The organism is Caballeronia sp. dw_276 (assembly GCF_018449635.1).
GTDB lineage: Bacteria > Pseudomonadota > Gammaproteobacteria > Burkholderiales > Burkholderiaceae > Caballeronia.
Map to the genome: position 1 here is coordinate 166,664 of NZ_JAAVUV010000016.1, position 13,629 is coordinate 180,292.

At 61.6% G+C, this 13,629-nt stretch carries 10 protein-coding genes; 2 read left to right on the top strand and 8 right to left on the bottom strand.

From position 1 onward, the window contains the following. Positions 1-55: 55 nt before the first annotated feature. From HB633_RS27840 to HB633_RS27870, 7 genes are all read right to left on the bottom strand, one after another. Positions 56-2,488, bottom strand: coding sequence for a tetratricopeptide repeat protein (locus HB633_RS27840; RefSeq protein WP_213781387.1), 2,433 nt, complete (start codon positions 2,486-2,488; stop codon positions 56-58). Continuing rightward, positions 2,485-3,333 (bottom strand): twin-arginine translocation signal domain-containing protein, encoded by an 849-nt coding sequence (locus HB633_RS27845; RefSeq protein WP_346730378.1) that lies wholly within the window; start codon positions 3,331-3,333, stop codon positions 2,485-2,487. The genes HB633_RS27840 and HB633_RS27845 overlap by 4 nt, the downstream gene beginning before the upstream one ends. After that, positions 3,330-5,453 carry a glycosyl transferase family protein gene (locus HB633_RS27850; RefSeq protein WP_213781388.1) on the bottom strand — a complete coding sequence of 708 codons (2,124 nt, stop codon included), beginning with the start codon at positions 5,451-5,453 and terminating at the stop codon, positions 3,330-3,332. The genes HB633_RS27845 and HB633_RS27850 overlap by 4 nt, the downstream gene beginning before the upstream one ends. 9 nt (positions 5,454-5,462) lie before the next feature. After that, positions 5,463-7,607, bottom strand: coding sequence for a cellulose synthase (locus HB633_RS27855; protein WP_346730379.1), 2,145 nt, complete (start codon positions 7,605-7,607; stop codon positions 5,463-5,465). A gap of 229 nt (positions 7,608-7,836) precedes the next feature. Continuing rightward, positions 7,837-9,051, bottom strand: a complete 1,215-nt coding sequence (wecB, locus tag HB633_RS27860; RefSeq protein ID WP_276572789.1) for a UDP-N-acetylglucosamine 2-epimerase (non-hydrolyzing) — start codon at positions 9,049-9,051, stop codon at positions 7,837-7,839. Between the two features lie 550 nt (positions 9,052-9,601). After that, complete coding sequence (locus HB633_RS27865; RefSeq protein WP_213781389.1) at positions 9,602-9,985, bottom strand: cupin domain-containing protein; 384 nt, start codon at positions 9,983-9,985, stop codon at positions 9,602-9,604. 3 nt (positions 9,986-9,988) lie between these two features. After that, positions 9,989-10,585: a LysE family translocator gene (locus tag HB633_RS27870; protein ID WP_213781390.1), complete on the bottom strand. Its 597-nt coding sequence runs from the start codon at positions 10,583-10,585 to the stop codon at positions 9,989-9,991. 94 nt (positions 10,586-10,679) lie between these two features. Between HB633_RS27870 and HB633_RS27875 the strand changes: the two genes are divergently transcribed. Next, on the top strand, positions 10,680-11,543 hold the full coding sequence (locus tag HB633_RS27875) for a LysR family transcriptional regulator (protein ID WP_213781391.1): 864 nt from the start codon (positions 10,680-10,682) through the stop codon (positions 11,541-11,543). Between the two features lie 127 nt (positions 11,544-11,670). Beyond that, positions 11,671-12,054: a nuclear transport factor 2 family protein gene (locus tag HB633_RS27880; RefSeq protein ID WP_213781392.1), complete on the top strand. Its 384-nt coding sequence runs from the start codon at positions 11,671-11,673 to the stop codon at positions 12,052-12,054. Between the two features lie 272 nt (positions 12,055-12,326). On the opposite strand, the gene HB633_RS27885 is transcribed toward HB633_RS27880, so the two are convergent. Beyond that, positions 12,327-13,418, bottom strand: coding sequence for an FUSC family protein (locus HB633_RS27885; protein ID WP_213781393.1), 1,092 nt, complete (start codon positions 13,416-13,418; stop codon positions 12,327-12,329). Positions 13,419-13,629: the final 211 nt, after the last annotated feature.

Genomic DNA, 13,629 nt, shown 5'->3' on the forward strand with positions numbered 1-13,629 from the left:
TAAACCTTCGCGATCGAGTGTATCGAACCGGCGATGGTGTCCGGTTCGGACACACCTAATAGTTGAAGCTGGCGTTGAAGAACACACCCTTCGCGCGGTCATCGCCAACAATTTTCAGCCGGTACTGCAGCGAGAAATCCACGAACGAGCGCGGCGCGTGATACGTGTCCTCGCGGAACCAGTAGCGCAAATTCAAGCCGACGCCCGCGCCCATCGACGCGCGGTTGTTGATCTGCGTGTTGTAGTCGCCGCCAAGCACCGCGTAGGGAAACGCGACCAGATGCGGATCGATGGCATCGAGCCGGTAGCTTCGGCCCAGCTCGCCGCTGAAGGTTGCATAGCTGTCCGGATGCGTCACGTAATGGCCGCCTTCCGCGTAAAGCTGCCCGGTCCACCAGCTTGGCGTGTCCACACGCAGATCCGTGCCGAAACCGTTCGAATACGCGATACGTCCAAGCCAGTCCGGCTGCACCGCGCTGCCAAGCGGCACAATGCGCTCGAACGCGAACACCAGGTTCTGGCTCGCGAACGGCTTCGCGCGCACACCCAGCGCGCCTTCCAGACTCGGCGTGCCCGTGGTGTTGCCCGCTTTCGAATAGAGCGTCTCGTAGGCGCGCGCGTAGAGCTCGACAATGTGTCCATCGAGGTAACCGAAGGGACGCCAGTAGGCTTCCGCGCCGGCTTGCACATTCTTGTCGGCGGTACTTCCAGGACTGGCCACAAAGGTGGTCTGGTCGCCTGTAGGCCGGTATCCCAGCGATGCATTCACGCCCCAGGTCCGGTCGAGCTCGGACATCGTGCGGCGGGTTTCGTAGGCCTGTTGCGGCGGCAGCGAAATATCGCCCTTGTTGCCGGCGTCGATGCCGCGCCTGAAATATCCGCCCGCCACGGGCGCCGCGCCTGCGTTCAGGTTGGCATAACCTGCATCGAGCAAGCTCGAAGGAGGCAATTCCTGGTTGCGATCGGCCTCGTTGTAATAGCGTGCGGCAAGCTCCGGCTGTCCCGCATTCGATGCGAAATACGCGGCGTTCACGTTCGGCAAAACATCGATCATGCCGCTTTGGATCAGGTTCGACGCTTCCTGTCTGGACTCGGCCGCATGGCCGTTCGATGCCAGCGCCTGGATCAGCAACAGCCTATGCACCGGATCGTCGGGCGCGATGCGAACGGCCTCGCGCGCCTGCGCCACGGCAAGCGCGTAGTCCTGCTGGTCGTAGGCGCGCGAAGCCGCAGCGTACTGCGCATAGGCGGGATCGTACGGATGAAGCGTGCAGAGGATGCCCGAGTCGATGCGCGCGCAATCGAGCAACGGCAGCGGCAGATCGGCCGGATTGGCCGCGACAGACGACGATAACGCGCGCCGCGCCTTTTGACGGCGTACGGCGATCATCAGATCGGTGGCGTCGCCATCGGCATCGAGACCGCTCAGCGCATCGAGCGCGCGTTGCGGATCGCCGGTTGCCAACGCCATATCCGCGATCACGATCCGGCCGTTGCGGCGTTCTTGTCGAGTGCCGTCCTGAAGCCGCAGCGCGTCTGCGAAATCCGCAAGCGATGCGTCATGCCTGCCGAGCCGTTCGCGAATCGCGCCGCGTAACAGCCACGGCGCGAGGGCGGATGGATTGGCGGATATTGCGTCGGTTGCAGCCTGATCGGCTTCATCGAAACGATTGCCTTGCATCAAGGCGTCGATCAGCAAATCGCGTGCACCGGGTACGTCCGGCGCAAAACCGATCGCAGCGCGGGCGCGTTCGATTGCAGCATCCGTATCGCCGCGCTTGAGCGCGTCATAGGCTTCCGATGCCGCCACCGGTCCAAGCCGCGCACCGATAAACCCGCGCCGCGCACGCAGCCCCTCGTTGTCTGCGCCGCGTTGCGTTTCCGCGATGACCGCGTTGTACGCATCCAGGTCGCGTCCTTCGGCTGTCAGTGCATCGATCACGAGAAGATGCAGCGGCATGACATCGGGCCGTACGGCCAAGACCTCGTTCGCTGCTGCGATCGCGTTTTCATAATCATGCTTCGCATACGCCCGATAAGCGCGCTGCGCCGTCTTCGCCAACTTGCCCGTCAGCGCGTTCGGATCGGCCGGACCATTCCCGCCGCTCGCGATGATCGCAAGCAAGGCACTGCGCCGGGCGCGCAACGCGGCTTCGGGGCCGAGGTCCTTGATGGCGGCATCGATTGCGCGTACCGCTGCGCGCCTGTCGCCTTGTGCTTCGAGCGCGCTGGCAAGCAACAGGCGCAGTGATACCACATCAGGGCGTTGCCGGATCGCTTCGCGTGCATACCCGGCGCTCGCCTGATAACGATGGCTGTCGTAGCTGCCGTACGCTTGCCGCGCGACCCTGTAGGCGCTGCCGGTCAGCGGCAGTGGAAGGTTTTGATCGGCCTGCGATATTGCGGGAAGCGACCAGAAGAGCGCGACGCCGACGACTGACGCTTGCACACGTTTGGGAAGTTGACCACGAAGCGGATTGATATTCACTGCAGAAGACTGTCCACGAGTTGAGGCGGCACGTAGTGGGGTCCATCGAAAAGATACGTTCGATAACCGCGGTAGGCATCCAGCTGCAACCGGAGTTCTTGTGCCGTGGCCGATCGAAATGACGATCCCGGCGCAAGACGGAACGCTTCCGCGATGACCCGCACGCGCTCAAGGCCGAACTTCGCGCTGAGGGCATCGGCATAGGTCCGGGCAATACGCGGTTCGCGCGCATACACGCCCACGCCGTCCTGCAACAACACGCCGACATCGTTCGGCAGCCAGGCCGAAAGCCAGTCCGCCAGCGCCGCGCCGCCGATGTTGCCGCGGTCGTAGACGCTGATCCACAAGGGCCGCGGCAACCGTGCGAGCAACGGCGCAAGCGAATGCGCGTCCTGCCAGCTCGGATCGACTTCAACGGGGAAATACCAACCTTCGATGTTCAGCCGCGGCGCCGCGCGCACGAGTTCGAGAGACTGATCGACAAGCAGCGCGACATTGGCGCGCGCGGCGTTTTCGTCGAAGCGGCCGGCCAGTCCGACGAGCACGTGCCGCGCCCAGGGTTCTTGCGCGATGCGGTTCCAGTCCGGCAAGCGCGCCGCAACGGGAATCCGCGTTCCGGCTACATACGCGGTGTTATCGACGGCGGTCCATTGCAGCAGCAGGTCGCTCACGCCCAGGCGATTCCAGTCGCCATGTGCGTCGGCATGCGTGTTGTCGAGTTGCCATGCAACACCCTGGACGAGCGGCGTGGACTGGCAGCCCGCGAGTCCGAGCGCCAGCATTCCGGCGGCGCTGCCGCGCAGAAAAGCACGGCGGCTCAGCGTCAAGGCGCAGCCGCCGCTCACGTGTGCTGCCCCGCTTCACGCGTGCGGATCTGCGTCTGCACGGCATCGCTCAGCGCCCGTGCCGAGATCGCGCCATACGCCACCATGAATTCACCGATCCGGCCATCGCGTTCCGGTCTGTACACCTTCAGCGCTTCATTGAAACTCTCGCGCGTGATGTAGCCCATCTGGATCAGCAAATCGCCGAGAAGCGGCACGTTCGTCTCGTTCGGCTCGAGGGCGTTGTCAGCGCCGCGCAAGAACCGGAAGCCGGTCGCGATTTCGCTTTCACGTACGATCCGCTGCGTGACAGGCGTTCCGGCGACGCGTTCGATTTCCTTGAGGGCATCGTCTTCGAGCGGGCTCGCCGCCAGCACGATCCGTCGGCCCGCATGGTCCGTGCCTTGCGGCAGCACGCGGTATCGAATGGCGTGTTCGAGCGGCACGTGTACCTGGCCTTCGTCGAGCAGAGCAGGGTCCAGCGCCGCGCGTTGCAGCTCCGATTGAAACGACAGCGCTTCGGCCAGCGTCTCTTCATCGAGCCAGCCGCGCGCGATCAACACGCGGCCAAGCGGCGCTTCGCTCGCGAGCTCGTCTTCCATTGCTGTCTTGAGCTGGTCCTCGTTGATTGCCTGCCAGGAGACGAGCAGTTCGCCGAGCCGCTGACGCCGCTTTTCGGAGAGACCCGCCGCCGATGGAAAGTCGTGCATGGTCTTGTCCCATGCGAGCCGCTTACCTGTAACCAGATGCGACGCAAATAGCCGCCATGCCCGCGATACCGCCAGGAAGTTGATGAAGTTGGCGACGACCATGCGTGGAATGGAGACAATGCCTTGTTCCCAGCCGTAGAGGCGAGTGACGAAATACACCCGTTGCACGACCCGCAGCAATACGGCGATCGCGTTCAGCGCGAGCACCGTGTTCATCCACGCCGAATCCACGAACGGTGATGGCAGCAAGTTGCTCGTCAGCCCGAGCGAGGCCGCGCACATGAACGCGATGAACTGCAGCACGAGCACATAAGCCAGCATGCCGACAAACGATGTCACCACACCCTTGCGGTCGCGAAACAGCAAATAGCGGTTGGCGAGCGAGCCGCTCCAGCCGGTCTGCTGCCAGCCCTGCATGCCGATTCCGAGCACCCAGCGCGCACGTTGCCGGTACGCGGTGCGAACCGTATCGGGGAAAAATTCGCGCACGGAAAGCGGCACCGTCACGGTCACTTCGCGATCTTCGCCCAAGCCGAATACGCTCTTGCGGCGCGTGAGGTACTGCACTGGAAACACCGCGAAAATCGATTCCATGCCGAGCTTCAGCAAGCGCGCGCCGACGTCGTAGTCTTCGGTCAGGGAATCGGTATTGAACGGCTGGTTCTTCGTTGTTTCGATAAGCGCGAGCATCGCCCGCCGTGAGAAGCATGTGCCCACGCCCGCGGACGGCACGCTGCCCGTCATGCTCTCGCGGACCACGAGATCCTTTGCGTGCCACTCGGCGAATTCATCCATATAAGTGCCCGCGACCAACTCGTACCAGTGCCGCTCGAGCGATGCCACCGGCAACTGGATCATGTCCTTGCGCGGCAGGAGAAAGTTGAAAAACTTCAGTTCCAGCGAATGCAGGACATCTTCGCTGTCATGCAACACGAAGCCTGCGAATTCCAGATCCGCATTGCGTTCATGCTGAAGCGCTGCCTGCACCACCCAGTTCAGGCAATCTGCCTTGCAGGTCGGACCCTCGTGAGGCACCTCCACGCGATGCAGCTGCTTGTAGCGCATCCGCATGCGTTCGACTTCAGCGATGGTCGCGGCATCGTTCACATACGTTCCCACGAAGATCGCGTAGTTCCGGTAATCGAGCACGCGCACGGCGTCTTCCAGCATCGCCGCGATCACGCCATATTCGTGCCAGGCGGGGATCATGATGGCGATGGGCTGCTCCGCGCGCTCCTGCAACTGTGCTGCTTTCAGCGACGCGTATTCGCGCTTGACCGTAAGCGCGCGGAATGTCCGCCGGACCCAGTAATACAGGTCGATAAACAGATCATCCGCGCTCGAGATCAGGATGATCACGGCGATCACGCCCGCGCAATATTGCAGCCCGTAGTAATACTGTTGCGCGTAATAACCGGGGTACAGGTCCATGACAGGTCCTCATTTCGGCGGCGAATTTTCTGCCTGCATTTCAGCGTGCTTCCTGCGGCTGCGCACCAGCGCGGCGAACATCAGCAACAGGATGAACATGCCGACAAGCAACGCCGGCACCGTCCACGCCAGCCATTTCTCCGACCATGGCGCGCCTGCCTGATTGCCGGTATCGATACGGATCATGTTGGCCGGGTCTCGGGTATCGATTTCTTTCAGGACACCCGTACCGTCGATAACCGCAACGTCGGCTTGCGCCAATTGAAGGCTCACGGGCACGAGCGGCGCGCGTGCGCCGACGCTGCGCCAGATCACGCCCCGCGTATCGCCTGCATGCGCGACATCCAGCACGCCCACGCCTTGCTGGCTGACATCGTAAAGTGGCTGGTCGTCATTGCCGGTGATGGCGAGGCGCGTGTCCGCGACCCGCACGTGCGACTTCTGGTCAGCAAGTGCGACGTCGAACGCGAGGAATGGTCCCGGCGGCATGACCGCGGCGGCGCCCGACGTCACCGTCAGGGACGCACGCTGCGGATCGACGCCGGTGGCGTCGGCAAGGCGTGCAACGCGGGGAAGGGTGGTCGTGGCGTCGGCGAGATAAGCGTTCGGCACCATGACGCTTGCGCTCGTTGCAAAGCGCGCGACCATGCCGGTGAAGTTGTCGTCGGCGTCGGCCTTGACGAGCGTGAGATGGCTCGTCGGCAGGACCGCTGCCGGATAGCCTTCGTCGCTTGCGCAACCGGAGTCGGACTGGCGGGTGAAGGTGACGCGCAAGAGGTTGCGCGAACTAAGCGATGTACGCGGAATATGCGACGTGACACGCTGGGCGCGGCCATCGGCATCGAGCAATTTCGAGCCGATCAGCGTGTCGTTGAAAAATACCGAGGCGACCACGCCCGCGTTGTGGCCGTTGGGCGAGCCGGCAAGATCGAGCACCACGTCGTCCGGCAATCGTCCCGCGCCCGCCACCGCGCCGAGATCGAAATCCGCGGTCCACGATGCCTGGCGCAACACATTCACCGTGCGCGGTTCACCACCGAGCGCTGCAAGCGGCACGACGTCATGGCGCCCGTTCGCGGCGCTGTCTATGTGATGCACGACCAGCTGATTCGATCCATCCACGGCGCGCCAGACCTGTGCGAGCGCGCCGACCGAACGCGTGTCGCCGACCACGATCGCCGCCTGACCCGCCACGTGCACAAGACGTGCTTCGCCGGGCGCGAGCGGCGTGACAAGCGGAGCGGCGACGCGCGCACGCCAGTCATCGAACGCACTCGCGGCTTCCGGCGATATCGCCGCCGCTTGCAGACGCAGCGCGTCGAGCGAGGCGTTGACGTTCGTGCGCAAGGTGTCGTCGGCGACGATGAGATCCGCCGGCAGCGCAGCGGGCGCCGGGATGGCCAGCAGCGCGCCGGCCTCGGCCGCGTTCGCCAGCTTGTGCTCACCACCGGCTGCAAGCGCCGCGAACGCGGGCATGGCGCGCAAGGCGGCGGGCACATCGGGCGTGCCGAGACTCACCGTGTCGCCCACGGCCGGCCAGCCGTTCACCGACGGTTCGCGGCCATCGCGCTGCATGATTGCGGCGGCGCGCCAGGCGGTATCGTAAGCGAGCGTGCCCAGGCGTTTGGACGATACGGTTATCGCCGGCGTTTGCGGCAGCGCACTCCACGCGGTCCGCAGGTCGCGAATGTCGCCGCTGTTGTAGCGATAGTTCAGGCGAGTGCCAGGTGCCAGGCGCAGCACGTTGCCGATTGCCGTCTGGTCGGCGCACACGGCGTCATTGATCACCGACGCATATTCGAAACCGACGCGCACGTATCCATTGGCGCGCGGCGATCCATCCACGCCGATTGTCGCCGCCGCGGTGCCTTGTGGCTGGGTGAGCGCGCGCGCGAGTACCGGCGAGCCGTCGAGGGACACCAGCATCGTCGTGCGGCCGCCGTCGCCGCGCAGGTAAGTGGCATCGACTTGCAAGGCGGCGTCGCTGATCGGCACGCCCGCTGGCACCGGGAAGTAGTATTCGCGGCGGGAGTCAGGCGCGCCGAGCGCCACCGCGTCGCGCACGCCGAGGCGTTTCAACTCGACAGTGCGCGTGATAGGGGCGTGGCTGGCGGTATCGAATGCGCCGGCGAAATCCAGGGCTTGAGCGGCCACCGAGTTCAATGACCCTGCGGCCAGGGCAATACACGGAATCACACGAACAAACGCCGGCAGGCCAGCAGAAAAGCGGTGACGATGATGCGATGGGTTAGCTCGGGTCACGGTCGGTAGCGGATTTGGTTTTATGTGAGCAACGACGATCCGATGCAGCCCGCGTCAATAAAGCGCGTCGCTGCGATTGGATGCCGCAAGAAGGATCGAGCCCGGCCCGATGGCGCGTTGATCAGCCGCCTGACACTCGCTGGGCGCGGGGGAGAGCAGGCGCATCGATCACCGGCGGCGAAGCGCCGAACTCCGTGAATTGGCGGCCTGCAAGCGCGGCGACGATCCGTTCCGACGCTCGGCCGTCGCCGTAAGGATTGGCGGCGCGCGGCGGAATCCGCGCAGGGCGTTTGGACAAAGAGGTCGATGACCCCAGTAACGCCGAGACCGCCGCCCCGATTGCCGCGCGGCTCGTGCCGACCAGCCGCACCGTGCCCGCTTCGACTGCTTCCGGCCGCTCGGTGATAGTGCGCATGACGAGCACCGGCTTGCCGAGCGCCGGCGCTTCTTCTTGCACGCCGCCCGAGTCGGTGAGCACAACGGCCGCGCGCTGCATCAGCCGCACGAAACCAAGGTAATCGAGCGGCTCGATCAGATGCACATTCGGCTCGCCTTGCAACATGGCAAGCACGGGTTCGCGCACGTTCGGATTGAGGTGAACCGGATAGACGATCTGCACCGCATCGCGTCGCGCGATGTCCCGCAGAGCGAGACAGATCTGATGGAAACCATCGCCAAAACTTTCTCGCCGATGCCCCGTGACCAGCAGGATGGGCTTGCCGTCGCCGGCGAAGGGCAGTGCGGCGTCCAGGCGCTTGCGCAGATGTGCGTCGGCGTCAATGCGCGCGGCCGTCATCATGAGTGCATCGATCACCGTGTTGCCGGTGACCACCACGCGGCCTTGTAAATTCTCCGCCTGAAGATTCGCTTTCGCTCCGACGGTTGGCGCGAACAGCAGGTCGCACACAATATCCGCCACGCGCCGGTTCATCTCTTCAGGCCAGGGTTGCGACAGATCACCCGTGCGCAATCCGGCTTCGACGTGCGCAACCGGAATCCGCCGATGGAACGCCGCAAGCGCGGCAAACGAAGCCGTCGTAGTGTCGCCGTGAACCAGCACGCGATCGGGCTTTGCGATATCGAAGACGCTGTTGAGTGAATCCAGCACGCGCGCGGCGAGCCCGTTGAGCGTCTGGTTTTCCGTCATCACGGCGAGGCGATGATCGGGTGTGATGTCGAACTGGTCCAGGACCTGTTGCAGCATGGTTTCATGCTGCCCCGTTACGCACACGATGGACTGCAGGTCCGGGTCCGCTTCGATCCACTTCACCAGCGGTGCCATTTTGATGGCTTCGGGACGCGTCCCGAATATAGACAATACCTTTTTCAACGCCATTGAACTGAGGGTTGTCGTTTTCGAATGGAAAGTCTAAAAGAATTGTTTAATTTGAATGAAGCTCCAGCTTAAATAATTCGTAAGATATGGTAATCGATGTAATTGATAGTAACTGCGCTGATCGACGAAAATTGAACAGATTTTAAAGCGGATAGAAATGGACAAATATTTCCTGACAAAACGATAACAGGTAAATTTGCAACTCGCTATGACGCCGGGACGGGCTTGGTGCTGGCGCGGGCAGGAGACGTGGAATTACTTTGGCATGTCGAGAATCGGTGTCTCGCATCAATAACGATATTCAATGGCTAAGGATCAAAAGAGTAAATAAAATAAATCTTTTATTGTTTTATATTCGCGTATCGATTATCGAATCGAAAATGCATATTTATATGGTTGATTTAACACGAGCGATGGCGAGGCGTTATCCCAAATAATTAATGGAAAAGTTCATTGCGCGCAAGGGATTGAATTGAAGCAGGGAAGCGGGCGGCGATGGGCCGCGCGGGAAGCGCGGCGATCGTCTTGGGACAAATGAATATGGTTCTGGTCAGGCAAGCTGCTGCGCGAGCGTCTTTGTAAGCGGCGTATCGACGTCGCCCGTATGCAGCGTCGTGACCGGTTCGATCAGGACGATCCAGCATTCCTCTTCCGCCACCGGGTTGTGCAGCACGCCACGCGGCACCACGTGCATGCTGCCTTGCGCGAGCGGCACCACGCGCCCGCTCTCGTACTCCATGCGCAGATTGCCGCGCACGATGTAAAACAATTCGTCCTCGCCGGCGTGGCTATGCCATGCAAGCTCCCCACGCACCTTCGCCACCTTGACGTATTGATCGTTGACCTGCGCCACGACCTTCGGCGACCAGAAGTCGGTGATCGCGTCGAAGGCGGACATCAGATCGAATGATTCTGCAAACAACATTGTGTTCATTTTTCATCTCCACATTGGAATGATCGATACTGCGAGCAAGATCGCCATCGAGCCGTTCAAAATCCGCCATTGGCGCGGCGTCTTCAATAAGCGCGCGAACATCACGCCCGCGGCGCACCAGATACACAAGGACACGCCCGCAGCCAGCGCGAACGCACCACCAAGCAGCGCTGCCAGATGAAGCGGACCGTCCGACAGCATGGCGAAGGACGCGGCCGCGCCGAGCGCCATTGCCCAGCCTTTCGGGTTGAGCCAAAGCAAGCACGCACCGCCGATAAACGTGGCGGGCGCCGCACTGCCTTCGCCCGCTGCAGGCGGCCCACTGCGCGCGATTTTCATGGCCAGCCAGAGTAGGTATGCGGAGCCGATGATTTTCATACCGGTCTGCAAGGAGGGCGCTGCGAGCAGAATGGCCGCCAAGCCAGCCGCCGCGGCAGCAGCCAGCGTACCGAGGCCGACGGCAATACCAACGATCATCGGCATTGAACGGATGAATCCAAACCGTGCACCCGATGCGGTCGCAAGTGTGGTCGCGCCACCGGGCGATAGGGTGGCGACGGTGACAAAAAGCGCAAGCGGGGCGAGGGATTGAGCAGACATGACGGTCCTTGCAGGAGACCGGAGTGTAATCACCGCGCGCCCATTAGTGAAACGACGAATTTTGATGACGCCCATTACGATACATAATGCACGCATGAACAGGAATCTCGACATTACTCTGGTCCGCACCTTTGTGGCGGTGGCCAATACCGGCAGCATGACAGTTGCCGCGAACGCCCTTCACCTCACGCAGGGCGCGATCAGCCAGCAGATCAAGCGGCTTGAAGAAACCTTCGATTGCATCCTGTTCGAGCGGGATGGGCGGCGGCTTGGACTATCGCCCGTCGGCGAGCGTTTTCTCGGCAAGGCAAAGCAGCTGCTGGGCATGAACGACGAAATCTGGAGCGACATGACGGCGCGCCCGCTTCACGGCAAGCTGAAAGTGGGAATTCCGTACGACCTGGTTGGAACGCACATGCCACCGGTGTTCAAGGCGTTTGGCGAGGCTTATCCGAACGTGGAGGTATCGCTCATGTGCGCGAGTTCGCCGGAGTTGATCGATGCAATTGGCGCGGGGTCGCTCGATCTTGCCGTGGTCGAGGAAACTGCCGATACTGCAAGCGGCGAATGCCTGCGCATCGAGCAGCTCCTGTGGGTCGGGGCGCGTGGCGGAAACGCGCATCACAGGCGACCGCTGCCTATATCGATGGTCGCCGATTCATGTTGTTTCCGGCCCGTCGTGCTGTCGGCGCTGCGGGAGCGAAGCATTGAATGGCGCACTGTGTTCGAGAGCGGCAACATCGAGGCAACGACTGCCACCGTGCGCAGCGACATGGCCATCACAGCGTGGCTTGCATCCACGATTCCCGGCGATCTCTCGATCCTTCGCAGCGACGACGATCTGCCGCCGTTGCCAAGTTTCGCAATCAGTCTGCGATTGCCGTCGGTGGCGCCGCTGATTGCCCAGGAGTTCGCGCGGTATGTGCGTGAGCGGTTGGTGAGGGTTTCCAGTCCGTGAATCCGAATGTCTTGCCACTACGTTCATCTTGATCGGTTTCGTGAGTCTCGGTCGTCGAGGCAGGCAGCGTCGCTGGTATGCCTTGACCCATGCAACAGTTGCACCTACATGGCATCTGGAGGCTCTTATGCAGGAAGAGATAACACGAGCGGCCCTGAATTTGCACTGGCAAGCATCGGCGGCGGGTGATCTCGACGCCGAACATGATATCTACGATGACGATGTCATCTGTGACTATCCCCAGTCGGGTGAGCGAATCCTTGGTCGAATAAATTTGCAGGCACTGCGGAGCCATCATCCGGGCAAGCCAGCAGGTTTTGATGTCAGGCGGATCCAGGGCGAAGGTCATTTATGGATCACGGAATACTCCATCGACTACAACGGGCGACTGGCTTATACGGTGAGCATCATGGAGTTCCTAAACGGCAAGGTCGTTCACGAGACACAATATTTCTCGGATCCGTTTGAAGCGCCAGGTTGGCGGAGTCAATGGGTCCAGCGACCCGAGTGATAACGCAAGTTAAGCAAGAGGAACGCAATCGCCTGGTGCCGGCCTGCCGCATCGCTCCCATTGCGGCTTCGGACATTTTGGCGAACCGACTGGCGCGCCCGTCTACGTCATGGGCATGTCGCACGCGAACCTCACGAACAACAAGGTGATGGCAGAGTTTTTCGTGACGGACGAAGTGTCGATCTGGAAGCAGATTTTTGCGCATATCGAGAGCAACGCCGGCGCGTGACCGTCTTGATTTCGCGTTCACATCTTGTCCTTCGCTGGCGTAGCTAACGTGCGCCGCGAAGCAACAGTTCGTGCAGATCGATCAGATTTGCACTGACTTGCTCAAATCCGAAGAGAACCGAATGCAGAGCACGATAGCGGTCGTAGCTGTCGTGTGCAGCCAGGTCGCTGATTTCTTCGCGCAATAGTTCGTGGGCTTCATTGAGCGCTCGCCTGCACGCGTCGGGATTCGGAGCTGCTTGACCTCCGCGCACGTATGCGGCCAGCTCTGATAGGTAAAGTGACCCACACGATCGAACGGTCCCGCCGACATCCATCAACACTTCCCGGTCCTTGTCCGTGAAATTGCCGCCATGGGCAGCGCCAATTCGATCCATGAGAACGAGTCCATGCCAAAGCCGTTCGGTCGCCGAGAGAGCAGACCATAGCGTCACGCCCGATTGAAAGTGTGCCCGTACACGCGCGTCGATTGATACGGATCGAGCCAGTTCGAGATGTTGCAGGAATCGTTCGTGTAGAGCGTCGAGCGCGACGCGGTTTTGTTGTTGGTCGAATAAGGAAAAATGGTCAAGCAGTTCGCTGCAATCGTCGAGTGCCGAAGCTATGAAATCGAACACGCGTTGGCGAGCGAGCTGCGGCCATACGGACATGGACACCGCGATGCCGATGCCGGAACCGAGGATGATCGCTCCAGCCCGGTTGACCGCATCTGAGACGCCGGCAAACGGCGCGAGCGCGATCACAGCGGCCGCCACGACCCCGTAGCTTGTCGCCGGCCAGATCGCGGTGACACCGCATGTTATGAGCGTAGTCAGCCCAAGTCGCAACATCGACTGTTCGCTGCCAGGAAATGCATGGATGGCTGCCAGCCCGACGGCGGTGCCGAATACTGCACCGGCCATTTGCCCGAGGCCATATCTCATGCTTCGGTCGAAATTCTTCTGCAAGGTGAAAAGGCTGGAGAAGATGGCCCATGTGGCGTTCGAAGGGTCAATGGCCGCGAGGACCGCGTAGCTCAGAAGGCTGGCGACGAGTGACTGCAGGGCGATACGCAATGAATCGGAACGGCGCGCGCTCCAGCCGTCGAAAGCTCGTTTGATCAGGGCTGACGGATGCAATCGGCCGAGATTTGGCATTGAATTCCCGTGAAATTGTGGAGATGCAAAGGTTTCGCGTTACCGTGCATCAGCGCATGTTGTGCCTGGTCGTTCAGATGATGGTGATTGTGCTGCCCATAGACTATGGATTGAATCGGCTGGCGCGGAAATCGACGCCGGTACACTTAAATCTGGCTAAAACCGGACATTTCTAAAAAGCCCTAACAATACATGTCGAGGCTAAGTTCAG